General features: G+C 49.0%; 12 protein-coding genes. 4 read left to right on the top strand and 8 right to left on the bottom strand.

All coding sequences use genetic code 11. The annotated features are described in order from the left end of the window. Window positions 1–242: 242 nt before the first annotated feature. From A3GK_RS0109185 to A3GK_RS0109170, 4 genes are all read right to left on the bottom strand, one after another. Complete coding sequence (locus A3GK_RS0109185) at window positions 243–1,196, bottom strand: NAD(P)H-dependent flavin oxidoreductase (protein WP_018029160.1); 954 nt, start codon at window positions 1,194–1,196, stop codon at window positions 243–245. A gap of 14 nt (window positions 1,197–1,210) precedes the next feature. Next, window positions 1,211–3,199 carry a M3 family metallopeptidase gene (locus A3GK_RS0109180; RefSeq protein WP_155799500.1) on the bottom strand — a complete coding sequence of 663 codons (1,989 nt, stop codon included), beginning with the start codon at window positions 3,197–3,199 and terminating at the stop codon, window positions 1,211–1,213. Between the two features lie 69 nt (window positions 3,200–3,268). Beyond that, window positions 3,269–3,718 (bottom strand): ribose 5-phosphate isomerase B, encoded by a 450-nt coding sequence (gene rpiB / locus A3GK_RS0109175; protein ID WP_018029158.1) that lies wholly within the window; start codon window positions 3,716–3,718, stop codon window positions 3,269–3,271. A 9-nt stretch (window positions 3,719–3,727) separates the two neighbouring features. Further along, on the bottom strand, window positions 3,728–5,761 hold the full coding sequence (locus A3GK_RS0109170; protein WP_018029157.1) for a transketolase family protein: 2,034 nt from the start codon (window positions 5,759–5,761) through the stop codon (window positions 3,728–3,730). Between the two features lie 220 nt (window positions 5,762–5,981). Between A3GK_RS0109170 and prfB the strand changes: the two genes are divergently transcribed. The 3 genes from prfB (at window position 5,982) to A3GK_RS11105 (ending at window position 8,705) form a co-directional block, all read left to right on the top strand. Beyond that, window positions 5,982–7,092, top strand: a protein-coding gene (gene prfB / locus A3GK_RS0109165; protein WP_155799499.1) for a peptide chain release factor 2 whose coding sequence is annotated in 2 segments (ribosomal slippage) — window positions 5,982–6,044 and window positions 6,046–7,092 — 1,110 coding nt in all. Because the reading frame shifts where the segments join, the coding sequence is not laid out codon by codon here. 46 nt (window positions 7,093–7,138) lie between these two features. Next, entirely contained in the window at window positions 7,139–7,705 is a 567-nt protein-coding gene (gene efp, locus A3GK_RS0109160) for an elongation factor P (RefSeq protein WP_018029155.1), read from the top strand. A gap of 133 nt (window positions 7,706–7,838) precedes the next feature. Further along, the gene (locus A3GK_RS11105) at window positions 7,839–8,705 is read left to right on the top strand and encodes a WG repeat-containing protein (protein WP_018029154.1); all 867 of its coding nucleotides are present in this window, start codon (window positions 7,839–7,841) and stop codon (window positions 8,703–8,705) included. Window positions 8,706–8,792: 87 nt separating this feature from the next. On the opposite strand, the gene A3GK_RS0109150 is transcribed toward A3GK_RS11105, so the two are convergent. The 4 genes from A3GK_RS0109150 to A3GK_RS0109135 are packed head-to-tail and all read right to left on the bottom strand — an operon-like array spanning window position 8,793 to window position 13,765. Beyond that, window positions 8,793–10,106, bottom strand: coding sequence for an ABC transporter permease (locus tag A3GK_RS0109150; protein WP_018029153.1), 1,314 nt, complete (start codon window positions 10,104–10,106; stop codon window positions 8,793–8,795). Beyond that, window positions 10,103–11,089: an ABC transporter ATP-binding protein gene (locus A3GK_RS0109145; protein ID WP_018029152.1), complete on the bottom strand. Its 987-nt coding sequence runs from the start codon at window positions 11,087–11,089 to the stop codon at window positions 10,103–10,105. The genes A3GK_RS0109150 and A3GK_RS0109145 overlap by 4 nt, the downstream gene beginning before the upstream one ends. Before the next feature lie 35 nt (window positions 11,090–11,124). After that, window positions 11,125–13,173 (bottom strand): DNA primase, encoded by a 2,049-nt coding sequence (gene dnaG / locus A3GK_RS0109140; protein WP_244860744.1) that lies wholly within the window; start codon window positions 13,171–13,173, stop codon window positions 11,125–11,127. Between the two features lie 40 nt (window positions 13,174–13,213). Continuing rightward, entirely contained in the window at window positions 13,214–13,765 is a 552-nt protein-coding gene (locus A3GK_RS0109135; RefSeq protein WP_018029150.1) for an FKBP-type peptidyl-prolyl cis-trans isomerase, read from the bottom strand. A 579-nt stretch (window positions 13,766–14,344) separates the two neighbouring features. Here A3GK_RS0109135 and A3GK_RS0109130 point away from each other — a divergent pair. Next, a complete protein-coding gene (locus A3GK_RS0109130; RefSeq protein ID WP_018029149.1) occupies window positions 14,345–14,842 on the top strand; it encodes a hypothetical protein in 498 nt (165 codons plus the stop codon). Window positions 14,843–14,957: the final 115 nt, after the last annotated feature.

Below are 14,957 nucleotides of genomic sequence, written 5' to 3'. Positions count from 1 at the left end.
TGCGGCGTTGCTTTCGGAATTCGGCCTAGGTCACGTACGTGAGTACGCTCCCTTCGGCCTCATCCTCAGCGCCTTGCATCTCATCCTTCGTGCAAAGTCTCAGCACATTTGAAGCAAATGTGCGAGAATGGCACTTCGTGCAACATTCTCAAGAGAATAACATAAGAGGTGCATTCTCAATACCAAAAGCACCCCTATAGGCAAAACCTAAAGGGGCGCTTTTGAATGAATATTAGGTGTGATTACAGGGTGACTTTAGAGAGGTCGCGGAGGATCGCTTTAGCATCGTGGACAAGTTGGTCCATCACCTCACGCACTGGGCGTAAAGTATTGATGGTGGAGGCAATTTGGCCAATTTCTAGCTCTCCCTCTTGGAGATCGCCCTCGGACATACCTATCTTGGCTCTTCCTTTGCCTAGCAGAGTGGCTAGCTCCTCTTTGGTAGCACCTTTTGCCTCAGCTTCGGCCACTTGATCCATAAATCCGCCTTTAGCCAAACGGGTAGGCACCAACTTTTTCAGCATCAACTTGGTATCCCCTTCGCCTAGGGCAAGACAATGCTCCTTGAAGGCTTGGTGGCAGGCACTCTCCTCGGTAAGAGCAAAGGCGGTACCGATCTGCACACCCTCGGCTCCGAGAGCCATACAAGCGACTATGGCTGCACCCGAAGCGATTCCTCCGGCTGCTATAAGTGGCACATGGATCACTTCGCGAACAGCGGGAATAAGACAAAGGGTGGTAGTCTCTTCTCGTCCGTTATGCCCACCAGCTTCGAACCCTTCGGCAATCACAGCATCAACCCCAGCGGCCTCTGCTTTTTGTGCGAACTTGCTACTGCTCACCACGTGTAGCACGGTTATTCCCTCCTCCTTGAGGCGAGCGGTCCAGGTAGCAGGATTGCCAGCGGAGGTAATCACAATGGGCACTCGCTCCTCAATAATCACTTGCATGGACTCCTCTACCGTTTTCATCACAAGGGGAATATTGACGGCAAAGGGCTTGTCGGTAAGCTTACGGGTATGGCGGATCTCTTCGCGTAGCTCCTCGGGGTAAAAGGTACCACCAGCCAGCACTCCCAGTCCGCCCTCTTGGCTTACTGCTGCTGCCAACTTGTACCCACTGGTCCACGCCATTCCACCCTGAATAATAGGGTACTCAATTCCCAATAATTGGGCCACTCTATTTTGATTTCTCATTGCGGTAACTCTTGCTATTTAATTAATCCTGATCTTCTCTTCAGTGCCTCAATAGAGGGCTGACGACCTTTGAAGTTTTGATAAAGCACCTCTGGCTCTTCGGCATCACCTCGCTCTAAGATCTCACGCTTAAATCGCATTGAGGTGGTATGGTCTTTGAGCCCATTCTTTAGAAACTCCTCAAAGGCATCGGCCTCTAGTATCTCCGCCCACTTATACCCGTAGTAGCCAGCAGCGTAGCCGCCATCAAAGATGTGGGAGAAAGCGGTGCTGACACTGGTGCCTGCGATATGGGGCAGTAGGGTTACCTCTTTGTACGCCTCTTGCTCTAGTTCCTCCAGATCTTGTGGAAGATCGGCAGGATTATGGGCGTGCCACAGCATATCGAGGTAGCCAAATCCAAGCTGACGGATACAGGCGTAGCCCTCTAAGAAAAGGGTATTGCGATGGATCGCCTCTATCAACTCCTCGGTAATCGGTTCGCCTGTGAGATAATGCTTAGCAAAAGAGCGGAGGAAGTCGGGTTGGCGCGCCCAATTCTCATTGAAGTGCGAAGGGAGTTCCACAAAGTCGTGGACCACATTGGTTCCGCTAAGAGAGGCATAAGGCACTTGCGTGAGTAGCCCGTGCAGCCCGTGTCCAAACTCGTGGAAAAGGGTGGTCACTTCATCGTGCGTTAGGAGTGAAGGCTGGCTCTCTGTGGCGGGGGTGAAGTTCATCACTAGGCTCACCACAGGGCGTACCCCTTGATAGGCCTCAATATAATTGGTCATCCAAGCCCCCGAGCGTTTCCCCTTGCGTGGGAAGAAGTCGCAGAGGAGCATTCCAACTAAATTGCCGTGAGAGGAAACTTTATAAACCTTTACTTCGGGGCGATAAGGAGGGAACTGGGTGTGATCGGTCTCTTCCTCAATCGTCAGCTCATAGAGGTCGGAAGCGAGGTCAAACATGGCCCTTACCACGCTATTGAGCTCAAAGTAGGGGCGGGTCTCTTCCTCATCGTAGTGTAGCTCCTTTTGCCGATACTTCTCTGCCAGGTAGGCCCAATCCCATGGCTGGCAGTCCGAATGACCTTTGGTCACCTCTTTCAATTCCTTTTGGGCTAAAGGTGCGTAGGCCTCTCTTAATTCGTCCAGCATCGCATAGACCTTCTCGGGCGTTTTAGCCATCTTGGAACTCAATCGGTAGTCGGCAAAGCTCTTGTAGCCGAGTAGCTGGGCTATCTGATAACGAAGTGTGGCGATCTTGTAAACCTGCTGCTTATTGCATGTGGGCTTACTAGTATCCATACAAAGTGTGGCACGGCCTCGATACATCTGCTCACGGATAGCGCGGTCGTCGCAGTACTTAAGTACAGCACTATAGGAGGGCATACTAAGGTCGAATAGCCATCCTTCCTTGCCATGCTCAGTGGCTAACTTTTTGGCCGCTTCCAAAGCGGAGGTGGGGAGTCGTTTTATCGGCTCCTCATCAGTAACGTGAAGGGTAAAGGCATTTTGTTCCTTGAGTAGGTTTTGCCCAAAGGTAAGGGTGGCCATACTCAGCTCCTTCCGAAGCTCCTTGAGCTGCTCTCTGGTTGCTTCTGGGAGGTAGGCACCGCTACGCTCGTACCCTTCGTAGCTGCGCTGGGTAAGTCGCTGATCAATCTCTTGGAGTTGAGGCAGCTGCTGGTCGTGCACCACCTTGACCCGCTCGGCCAATACTTGGTCCATACCTACCTCGTTGCTCACTTCGGTAAGAAGGGGCATCAGCTCCTGTGAAAGCTCCATCATACGATCATCGGCATCGCAACTGAGGAGATTAAAAAAGAGAGAAGTAGCCTTGCTAAAGTCCTCTCCCGACTGCTCAAGAGCGAGAATGGTATTCTCAAAGGTTGGCTCCTCCTCACACGCCTTGATGCCGCTGATCTCCGACCTAAATACTTCTGCTTCCTTGCGAATCTGCTCTGCAAGATGGTCGGGATCGCGTTGGGTGAAATCGGGAAATATAATCATTCTTTGCATATCTATTTGAATAGAAAAGCAAAGCCATATAATCAAAGAATTACATGGCTTTACTTATGGTGTTAGAAGTTAATCTTGAAGCGGTATCTTCGCCACTCGTGCCGTATGCCGCCCACCTTCAAACTCAGTTTCAAAGAAGGTTCGGGTGATGGCTCTCGCCTCATCGGGCGTCACAAATCGCCCTGGGATACTCAGCACATTGGCATTATTGTGCAGACGGGTTAGCTCGGCTTGCTCTGTATTCCATGCAAGTCCCGCACGTACATGGGGGTGCTTATTGGCTGCCATGGCAATTCCATTACCGGAGCCACAGACAATCACACCCCACTCCACTTCGCCACTATCAATAGCATTACCCAGCTTATGAGCGAAGTCGGGATAGTCGACACGCTCTTCACTATAGGTGCCGAAGTCATAGATCTCGGACTCTCCAAGCCACTCATCGAGGAAATTCTTAACTACCTCTTTGATCTCAAAGCCAGCGTGGTCGCTAGCTAGTCCTACTTTATTTATAGTCATTGTTGATATTTATTTTCCTAAAAGTTGCTTTACTTGTGTACGTACATTCTCGGCGGTGAAGCCTAGCTTTTCGTCGAGCACCTTGTAAGGAGCAGAGAAACCAAAGCTCTCCAATCCCCAAATAGCACCTGTGCCGTGTGGTATCAGCCCCTCAAGATTGACGGGCAAACCAGCAGTGAGACCGAAGCGAGGAAGTCCCTCGGGTAGCACGCTCGCCTGATACTCCTTGGACTGCTGACGGAAGATTGCCTCACTTGTGATGGAGGCGATATTGCAGTGGATACCCTCCTCGGCTAGCAGCTTAGCACCCGCCACAAGGGTAGAAACCTCAGAACCAGTAGCTACCAGCACCACCTCGGCATTAGGTTGCTCTGTAACTAGATAACCGCCCTTCAATATTCTCTGACTGTGCTGATAATTATTACCTGGCAGGTCATCTACATTTTGTCTAGAGAGGATTAGTGCGGTAGGCGTTGACTTATTATCCATCGCCATCTGCCAGCTTACGGTCGTCTCGTAGACATCGGCGGGACGAAGCACCATCGTAGAGGGCTTACCGCTATGATTGTGGAGCTTCTCCATCAGTCGGATCTGAGCCTCTTGCTCTACTGGCTCGTGGGTAGGTCCGTCCTCACCTACTCTAAAGGCATCGTGCGTCCAAACAAAGCGAACTGGCACCTCCATAAGTGCTGCGATACGTACGGCAGGCTTCATATAATCGGAGAAGACAAAGAAGGTACCGCAAGCTGCATGGAAGCCACCATGTAGGGCAATCCCTATACAGATAGTCGCCATTGTCAACTCCGAAACACCTGGCTGAAGGAAGCTTCCCGAGAAGTCGTCCCGAGTGAGTGCCTTGGTCTCCTTGAGGAAGCCATCGGTCTTATCGGAATTAGAAAGGTCGGCACTTGAAACGATCATATTGGGGAGGTTCTTAGCTAGGAAACCCAATACGGTAGCAGAGGCATTTCGGGTAGCTGCATTTGGCTTCTGCTCTATACTCTTCCAATCAAGATGACTGGTATCAAGATCAAGCCAACGCTGTAGCTCCTTTGCATCTTCGTGGTGAGCTTTCGCCCACTCGTCATACTGCTTATACCACTTCTGAGCGTGAGCTCTAAGCGTCTCCTTTCGCTCATCGTATAGCTTCTGTACCTCGTCAAATATCACGAATGGATGCTCTGGATTGCCTCCAAGGTTCTTTATAGTCTCGGCTACGCCACCACCGGCTGCAGAAAGAGGTTGTCCGTGCGTTTTAACTAAGCCCTCAAAGCACTCTCCATCTGGCGAAAGCATTCCCTTGCCCATCACGGTATGCCCGATGATTAGGGTTGGCTTGCCTTTCACAGCTAGTGCCTTATCAAGAGCCTGGCGAATCTGGTCGTGGTCGTTGCCATCAATCTCTAGCACTTCCCAGCCCCACGCACGGTACTTCATACCTACGTCCTCACTCATCACCTCAGAGACTTTGGTAGAGAGCTGCACATCATTGGCATCGTAAAACATCACTAGATTATCAAGCCCAAGGTGTCCTGCAATTCTACCTGCTCCTTGTGATACCTCCTCTTGGATTCCACCATCGGAGATAAAGGCAAAGATCCGCTGACGCATCAAATCCTCACCGAAGCGAGCAGCCATCTTTTTAGCGGCAATGGCGGCACCGACTGCCATGGTATGCCCTAGCCCGAGAGGGCCTGAGGTATTCTCCACGCCACGAGCCACATCAAGCTCTGGGTGACCAGGAGTAGGACTGCCCCACTGACGGAAGCCCTGTAGCTCCTCCATGGTATATCGACCAGTCATCGCTAGTACCCCGTAGAGCATCGGACTCATGTGCCCAGGATCCAAAAAGAAGCGGTCGCGAGCAATCCATTCAGGACAGTCGGGGTCATACTCCATATACTCCGAGAAGAGTATTTGTGTAAAATCCGCCCCACCGAGAGCCCCACCTGGGTGTCCCGACTTTGCTTTTTCGACCATAGACAGTGCCAAAACTCTTAGGTTATCAGCTGCCTTGTGACTCAATACGTTTTTAGTAGCCATAGTATTTATTTATTAAAAATGATATCTCTGCTGTATTCCCCTTCCACACTCTACAAAATTACCCATTTATATTGACTTTGCCGACCAATGGACACGTATATTTTGTAGCAATAGGGGAAGGGTCACTGATTTAGCGATAAAATTGGTAATTTTGCGATGTTAATTCTAAGGTAATGTTGCCTTCAGATATGTTTCACTATAATTATTAAGAGTAAACTTAATGATCACAGCAGACCAATTACAGAGTGTATTGGAGCGCCGAGATGCGCTGAGGGGGTATCTTTGACATTGATGCGAAAGAGACCCAACTAAAGGAGGAGGAGCTCCGCACCCAGGATCCACACTTTTGGGATGACCCCGATAAAGCACAGGCACAGATGAAGGTGGTGCAGGGGCTGAAGCACTGGATTAAAGACTACAATGAGGTAGACAACCTAGCTACCGAACTAGCATTAGCATTTGAATACATCAAGGAAGATCTGGTCTCCGAGGAAGAGATTGACCAGCTTTATGCCAAAGCAATAGAAAAGCTGGAGGATGTGGAGCTACGCAATATGCTCCGCAACGAGGAGGACCGCATGGGAGCTGTCCTTAAGATCAATTCGGGAGCCGGCGGCACTGAGAGCCAAGACTGGGCATCGATGCTGGCACGTATGTATATGCGCTGGTGCGAGGACCAAGGCTACAAGGTGACCATAACCAACTGGCAAGATGGCGATGATGCGGGCATCAAGACCGCGACACTTCAGGTAGAGGGTGACCTCGCCTACGGTTTCCTTAAGAGCGAAAATGGTGTGCACCGCCTTGTGCGCGTATCGCCATACAATGCTCAGGGAAAGCGAATGACCTCCTTTGCCTCGGTCTTTGTAGTACCCCTAGTAGATGATTCTATTGAGGTGGAGATTAATCCCGCACTTGTAACCTGGGAGACCTTCCGTTCTGGTGGAGCCGGAGGTCAAAACGTCAATAAGGTAGAGACCGGTGTGCGACTGCGCTATATGTACACCGACCCCGACACGGGAGTGACCGAGGAGATTCTGATTGAGAATACCGAGACCCGAAGCCAACTCGATAATAGAGAGAATGCTAAGCGACTCCTCAGAAGCCAGCTCTACGATAAGGAGCTACAGCGACGCAACAAAGCAAAAGAGGCGATCGAAGGAAGCAAGAAAAAGATTGAGTGGGGCTCACAGATTCGTAGCTACGTATTTGATGACCGCCGTGTCAAAGACCACCGTACCAATTACCAGACCTCCGACGTGGATGGGGTAATGGACGGTAAAATCTCTCCTTTCATCAAAGCCTATCTGATGGAGTTTGGAGGGGAATAATAGAGAGTAATAAGCAAATAACTGATAAGAATAAAGAAGAAAAGTAATGGCAAGTACAGCAGACTTTAGAAATGGAATGTGCCTAGATATCGATGGCACCCCATTCGTAATCGTAGAGTTTCTACACGTAAAGCCAGGCAAAGGACCTGCATTCGTAAGAACAAAGCTTCGTAATATCGCCACTGGAAGAATCCTAGACAAAACCTGGTCTTCTGGCGTGAAGGTAGATGAGATTAGGATTGAGAGACGTCCCTACCAGTACCTATACAAAGATGACATGGGTCTTATCTTTATGCACCCTGAGACCTTCGACCAGATTCATATCCCAGAGGAGCGCATCGAGGGTGTGCAATTCCTCAAAGAGGGTGATATGGTAGAGGCGATGGTGCATGCCGATAAAGAGGAGGTACTCACTTGCGAGCTCCCTAGCCACGTTACCCTAGAGGTCACCTACACTGAGCCTGGTATCAAGGGCGATACCGCTACCAACGCACTGAAGCCAGCTACCCTCGAGACAGGTGCTGAGATCCGTGTACCTCTCTTCATCGATAATGGTGAGAAGATCATCGTAGATACTCGCGAAGGCTCCTACGTAAGCCGTGCAAAGGAGTAATCCACCGCACATCAACAACTAAAGTAAGGGCTAGGTTGCAAAGACCTAGCCCTTATTTGACACTTCACTCAGAACTTGTTGGGTAGTAATAGAAGGTAATAGCATTCGAAATTAACCAGCTCACATTAAGGCAATGAAGAAATTGTTATTGGCCATTATAACCATAGTGGCCATATTACTTGCCTCCTGTGCCACTCAGTCTAAAAGGGATAGAAACTACCCGTATGCTTGGAGGGACATACACAATAACCATAATGATGCCTACTACTATACTGACCGCTTCGGACACAAAGTATCCCAGAAACGGTTTTCAGTAGCAAGGCAATTTGCCCCCAATGGCTTGGCAGCAGTCTGCGAGTCAGGACTTAGTGGCAAGTGGGGTTATGTTAATACGACCATTGACCTTGTCATCCCTTACCAGTATGATTTTGCTAGTGATTTTGGTGACTTTGGCTTTGATGATGATTTGGCCTGTGTCAAGTTTAACCTCGATGAAGCCAATCGTTTACGCCAACCAAGTGTAGCATTTGGGCCTGCAATGATTATTGATACGAAAGGAAGACAAGTCTCCAAAATCTATGGTTGTATGTTCCCTAATAACACGCCTGAAGCACGATGTGTAACTATCGTTAATAGCGGTACCTGCTTCCATAGTACAAAGGGATATCAAGATTACTCTACTGATGGTTATTGGGGAGCTATAGATAGCAGAGGAAAGGAGATCATCCCCTGCATCTATGAATTTCTTATAACCCATAGCTCACTAAGCGGATTTATCGTAAGGCACGAAGGGAAATGGGGTGCTATAGACTATAGAGGCAAGGAGCTTATACCTTGTGAGTATGATGGAGCATTCTACAATGACGAAAATAGCCACTTCAATACTTTCACAGAGGTGGATGGCGATAATTGGAACCACTGGAGTGAAGAGGATGTTCAGAGGCAGTTATGCTTTATCAAGGACAATAGGATAGCTATCCGCCTCTCTGCCTCTAATTAAAGATACTGAGAATTTCAAGATATGAATAGAATAAGTGCCAACTCCCCTTAGGAAGCTGGCACTTATTCTGATAAGTTAGCTCCAAGCTTACTTGTAGCTAATCCACTTGATCAGCTCCTTCAGCTTTGGCTTCTTGCCATACATCAGCAGTCCTACTCTAAAGACCTTCGCCGCAGCCCAAACAAAGAAGACCGTCGTTGCCACCATCATCACCATTGAGAGGACGATTTGCCACGTAGGCGGGTCAAACGGTAGCCGCACCATCATCACATTCGGTGCCACAAACGGGATAAAAGAGCACCACACCGCTAGTGGTCCATTAGGATTCTCAGCAGAATAGAAGGCCGCATAAAAGGCAAACATAAAGAGTAGCGTAATCGGCAAACTCATCTGACTGATATCCTCATCGCTATCAAAGGCAGCTCCCATCGCCGCATAGATCGCTGCAAAGGAGAAGTAAGCACAGATAAAGAAGAAGAAAAAGGCCAGGATCATCCCCGTGAAATTAAAGTTGGCCAACGGTGCCATGATATCCTGAATCATCTCAGGATCGGCACCAGCAGATAGTGCATTATCGGTTAGCTGACTCATATCCAGCGTCACATTACTGAGGAAGACCGCCTGTAGCACCACAAATCCTAGGATAAAGAGCAGTGCCCAAATCCCCAACTGCGTCAGTCCCACAAGTGCCACTGCCACTATCTTAGCAAATAATAGCACCGTTGGTTTCACCGAAGAGGCAATAATCTCCACAATCCTATTCTTCTTCTCCTCCTGCACACTCGCCATCACCATAGACCCATAGGCCAGTACGAAGAAGAAGAGTAGCATATTAAAGATCTGCCCCACCACCATCGCAAAGTCCGAAGAGCTCGCCTTTTCATCACCCTCCTTACTCCACTGTATCTCCGAGATAGAGAGCGATACCTTCGTATCATCAATGATCTTCTCAAGGTCAGGGATATTATAGCTAGCTATCTTCTCCTTCCTCAGAGCAGGCTGTAGCTGATCCGAGATGTACTCCTGTAGCGTAGGAGGTATCGACGAGTGGCTAAAGATCGTGACCCCCTTTGGATTCTTCAGCAGATCCTCAGTAATCAAAAGGTAGGCATAAGCACTCTCCTCACTCTTCTTCCGTGCCTCAGCAATATCGGTATCACTAGCGACAAACTTAAAGCCATCCCTACTCTCCCCCTTTTGTAGATACTCCAGATACTTACCCGTGTGGTCAATCACCATCACCTCCTTCTCCGAAGTGTCCTTGGCATTCATACCGAGGTACATCGGGATAAAGATCAGCAGCAAAAAGATAAACGGCGTAAAGATCGTGAGCAAGATAAAAGACTTCTTCCTCACCTTCACATTATACTCCCGCTGCAAGACAATCCAAAACTTATTCATTCTGCACCTCCTTCCTTAGTTAGACTACGCTCCGCTTGGCTCTCTTCATAGCCATTCACCTGACCCGTCTTCCCCACCACATCGAGGAATATCTCATGCATATTGGGGATAATCTCTTCAAAACTAATCACCTCGCCCCGAGCATTCCACTCAGAAATAATCTCACGTGAAGCGAGCTTATGGCTATTCTCAAGGATCAACTCAGTACGACCATACTGGTCCGTCTCCTTCGACACCACTACATACCGCTCCGCCACATTCTCCGGCATCTCCACGCCATCTTGGAAAAGGAAGCGATAGGCATTGCCCTTGTACTGCTGCTTGATCTCCTGTACATCTCCCTCCAATACCACATGGCTACGATTAATCAGAGAGATATTATCGCACAGCTCCTCCACACTCTGCATATTGTGAGTAGAGAAGATAATAGTATGCCCCATCCGCTTCAGCCGTAACATCTCATTCTTCAGGATCTCCGCATTGATCGGGTCAAAACCACTAAAAGGCTCATCAAAAATCAGTAGACGAGGCTCGTGCATCACCGTGCAGATAAACTGCACCTTCTGTGCCATTCCCTTCGATAGCTCCTCCACCTTCTTTCCCCACCAAGGTAGGATATCAAAGCGCTCAAACCACTCCTCTAGGATTCGCTTCGCCTCAGCCCGCTTCAATCCCTTCAACTGAGCCAAATAGATTGCCTGCTCCCCCACCTTCATCTTACGGTACAGGCCACGCTCCTCAGGGAGATAACCGATCCGCTCCAAGTCCTTCTCCACAAACGGATGCCCATCAAAGAGCACCTCCCCACTATCTGGGGCGGTAATCCTATTGAGGATACGAATCAAGGTGGTCTTTCCTGCCCCATTAGGGCCCAGCAGACCATACACCTTGCCCTCTGGCACCGACATACTTACGTGGTCGAGTGCACGGTGTTTGTCGTAGTCCTTGACTACATCCTTTACTTCTACTACGTTTTTACACATACCCAATATACTTGCAATACACTTGTTTCTTCTATCTACTTCTTCAGCAAGAGCGATGGGGTAATCACCCGATCCCCTAGCAATTGACTAGCATTACTCTTGTACTCCGTCAGCTGTGCCAATTCTTGGTATAGCTTTTTATAATCCTCCACATTCTTAGAGTCCAGTTCCTTTATTTTCTTAAGCACCCCTTGCACCTGCTCCTCTATCTTGTGTAGCTTCAGCGAAAGCACATCCCGCATCAGCAGCTTTCCTAGTTCCTCAGGCTCCTCCATCTCCTTCACAAACTTATCATTGCGAGGGCTGAGCGTGTACTTATCCAGAAGATACCTATCGGCATGCTCTCTGATGGTATCATCCTCCGAGCCCAGCAACAATCTAGTAAGATCCGCCTCACTACCATCCGCCTCAGCCTGAGACACTGCATCCAACAGCCCATCCAATATCTGCACAAAGTGGTCGCTCAGACCGCACACACCATCCCACTCCCTAAGGTCGAGCGTAGCATTATGTATTAATTGCAGACCTGTTATCTCCTGCCCTCCTCCCTCCTCATTATTCACAAAGCCAGGGATAGACACCATACCATAATCAATAATATCCTGCAAAAGGGTGAGCTCGTATGGAGGCAAGGGATCCTTTACCCTAGCCGATGCCACCTTTGGGTTGACCTGCCCAGAAATAGCCTTGGTAGAGAGGTTAGTAAAACCTGATGTAGGCCCCTCCTGAGGCATCTGATAGCTACTTCGCTCCTGCCGAGTACGGTTAAAGATTCGCTCATCACGGATCTTCTTCACCCGCTCCGCTAGTGCCTCACTGGTCACCTCCCACTTTTCCGCTACCACCCCTATATAGAGCTCACGCGTAATACGTGCCTCGATATAAGCAATCGTCTGTGCTAGCTCCTCGATGATCGCCACCTTTCCCTGTGGGTCGGTACCATATTCCGCCGCTAGTCGCTCCCCCTTAAAGGCGATCCCATCCTCCTCATGCTCCTGAAAGTAGGCCTCAATATCCTCCAAGGTATGGCTTTGGGAAAAAGAGTCGGGGTCCTCTCCATCGGGTAGAAGAAGCACCTTCACACCCAGTCCAGCCTCTAGGCAGATATCTAGCCCACGGAGAGCCGCCTTGATTCCTGCACCATCGGCATCGAAAAGGAGTGTCACATTGGAAGTCAAACGCTTGATATGCGCCACCTGAGCGTGCGTCAGTGCCGTGCCCGAGCTCGCCACCACATTACGCACCCCCCTTTGGTACATAGAGAGCACATCCATATAGCCCTCTAGTACAATACACTTATCACTGCTCGAGATATACTTCTTGGCAAAGAAGAGACCGTAGAGCTCATTACTCTTATCGTAAAGCTCCGAGGCGGAGCTATTAATGTACTTCCCTACATTCTCTACCTTCTTCAGGATACGCCCACCAAAGCCCACCACATTGCCACTGGTGCTGTGAATAGGGAAGATCACCCGCTCCCGATAGCGGTCAATGTAATCCCCCTTTTTAGTCTTCATCACCAGCCCAAGCGACTCCAGCACCTCCAGCTCCACCCCACTCTCCTTTGCCCTATCCACCAGATAGGTCCATTCGCTAGGCGAGTAGCCGAGCTGAAACTCCTTGATCGTCTCGTCCGTCAGTCCACGCTCCCTGAAGTAGCTGAGCCCAATCCGGCGTCCCTCCGCCCCTTGGAGCATCGCATTCACAAATTCATCTCTGGCAAAAGCATTGGCATTGAGTAGCTTTTCACGCTCCGTCTTACGAGCCATCTGCTCGGGAGTCAGCTCCCGCTCCACCACCTCAATGCCATACTTTCGGCCTAAGAACTTAATGGCCTCGGGAAAGGTCAGATGCTCATACTTCATGATGAAGGAGACCGGAGTCCCCCCCTCCCCACAGGCAAAGCACTTACAGATATTCTTAGAGGAAGAGATCTGAAGCGAAGGACTGCTATCATCATGAAAGGGGCAGAGAGCCACATAGTCTTTGCCCTTGCGGTGTAGTGTAAGGTAATCCCCCACAACATCCACAATATCGGCACGCTCTATGATGCGTTGCACCACCCGCTCATCAATCATGCTCATAGCTACAGACCTCTACTCAGCCCTCCCCCAGCATTAGCTCTCAATGATGACAACAACCACCCTCTCCATGCTCATGATGGTGCTCACCACAGCCCGAGCAACCAGAGCACCCTTGATGCCCAAAGAAGCGATCATACTCCTCCTGTGTTGGCTCATGTACATCGGTCACCTCACCGATGAAGTGGAGCTCCTCACCAGCCAAGTCGTGATTAAAGTCCATCTGCACCTTATCCTCACCCACATGGGTCACTAATCCGTGAACCACTTGACCATCGGCAGTATTCATAGGCACACGAGCCCCCTCGTACACCATATCCTCATCAAACTTACCATCAATGTGGAAGACTGCCTTATCTAGCTCCAGCAACAAATCGTCCCGCACCTCACCATAAGCATTCTCAGGGGATAGATGGAAGTCAAATTGGTCACCTGGCTCCATGCCAGAGAGCTCTGCCTCAAAAGCAGGAAGCAAAAGCCCCATACCATAGATAAACTCCATAGGCTGCTCCTTAGTCGTCTCCTCAATCAATGAACCCTCCCTATCTAGCAAGCGATACTGCACCTGCACAAACGCACCTTTATTAATTCTCATAACTCAATATAAATATAGTCATCTCTTAAATAATTAAACAGATACAAAACTACCAAATTATACCCAATCTCAAGCACCGTCACCAAATCATAACACAAACGATACAGAAGAAGAAAAAGCATTTGATAGTTGTGAATAGAATAAACGCACCAACAAAATGCCTGCATGAACCTAAAGCAATGGTCCAAAAAACCCATTTATAACAAACTGATATACAGCACCATATAAAAGCGAAAACTGAGTTGCAACTAAGCGATCGGCGAGTTGCAACTAAGCAAATGACGAGTTGCAACTAAGCAAACGCTTAGTTGCAACTAAACTTTTCGCCCGACCACTACCTCCGACTTGTCTGACTTGTCCGATTAGCCCCCCCAAAAAATAATCGCCCTCTACTAAGGACCTCGGCAGAGGTACTTACCCCAAAGACACTCAGAAAAAACCAAACAGTAAGACCTTTTCTAATGCGGAACTTCGTGCAATAGCCCCTCACTAGTGTGGACTATATCGCAAACATTTGTTATATTTACACCAAATAAAAGATAAACTCAAAAGAACTATTCACAAAAAATACAAGACTGTATGAAGCCGATAAAGCACTACAAAAACAAATGGGATCGCTTCACCATTATCATGACCACGCTAGTATTGATCGTGATTACCATTGCGGTCATTGCCCTGTACTGCGAAGGGGGGCTATGGCATCAAGTGACGGCTACAGTACTATTGCTATTTGCCATCATCCCTATCTTCCTTCGCCCCCTCTCCACCAGCTACGATGGTGAGAAGCTTATCGTCCGATTTTTATGTTATAAAAAGGTCTACAGTCTATCACAGTACACCCCTGTATATATAGAGCACTTTTCGACCACCAAAGCAGTACGGATTTTTGCCTCGGGTGGGTACTTCGGCTACTGGGGCATCTGGCGCATGCACCTTAATGGAAGAGATCGTTGGGATACGCGCCACTCCTATACCACCTCACGCAAAGAAGATTGCATTCTGCTGATGCCAAAAGAGGAAAGTAAGCATAAAGTGCTCCTGAATGCCGACGGAAGGTGGTTCACCACTACTGACTAACCACTCATCTCGGCAGGGGTTACGCATTAGAAATATAAACTTAAGTTACAGCCTTAATATGGATAGCTTGTACTAGACAAGCGAGAAAGGACCTCGGAGAGGTCCGATTTGTTGT

This window comes from Porphyromonas somerae DSM 23386 (genome assembly GCF_000372405.1).
Classification (GTDB): Bacteria; Bacteroidota; Bacteroidia; order Bacteroidales; family Porphyromonadaceae; genus Porphyromonas_A; species Porphyromonas_A somerae.
This window is presented reverse-complemented; position numbering and strand designations above follow the sequence as displayed.

What these genes read in the sequence shown, in the direction of transcription:
- A3GK_RS0109180 (WP_155799500.1), bottom strand. Translation starts at nt 3,199, where the DNA reads ATGCAAAGAATGATTATATTTCCCGATTTCACCCAACGCGATCCCGAC.
- A3GK_RS0109145 (WP_018029152.1), bottom strand. Translation starts at nt 11,089, where the DNA reads ATGTGTAAAAACGTAGTAGAAGTAAAGGATGTAGTCAAGGACTACGAC.
- A3GK_RS0109170 (WP_018029157.1), bottom strand. Translation starts at nt 5,761, where the DNA reads ATGGCTACTAAAAACGTATTGAGTCACAAGGCAGCTGATAACCTAAGA.
- dnaG (WP_244860744.1), bottom strand. Translation starts at nt 13,173, where the DNA reads ATGAGCATGATTGATGAGCGGGTGGTGCAACGCATCATAGAGCGTGCC.
- A3GK_RS0109130 (WP_018029149.1), top strand. Translation starts at nt 14,345, where the DNA reads ATGAAGCCGATAAAGCACTACAAAAACAAATGGGATCGCTTCACCATT.
- A3GK_RS0109185 (WP_018029160.1), bottom strand. Translation starts at nt 1,196, where the DNA reads ATGAGAAATCAAAATAGAGTGGCCCAATTATTGGGAATTGAGTACCCT.
- A3GK_RS11105 (WP_018029154.1), top strand. Translation starts at nt 7,839, where the DNA reads ATGAAGAAATTGTTATTGGCCATTATAACCATAGTGGCCATATTACTT.
- A3GK_RS0109150 (WP_018029153.1), bottom strand. Translation starts at nt 10,106, where the DNA reads ATGAATAAGTTTTGGATTGTCTTGCAGCGGGAGTATAATGTGAAGGTG.
- efp (WP_018029155.1), top strand. Translation starts at nt 7,139, where the DNA reads ATGGCAAGTACAGCAGACTTTAGAAATGGAATGTGCCTAGATATCGAT.
- rpiB (WP_018029158.1), bottom strand. Translation starts at nt 3,718, where the DNA reads ATGACTATAAATAAAGTAGGACTAGCTAGCGACCACGCTGGCTTTGAG.
- A3GK_RS0109135 (WP_018029150.1), bottom strand. Translation starts at nt 13,765, where the DNA reads ATGAGAATTAATAAAGGTGCGTTTGTGCAGGTGCAGTATCGCTTGCTA.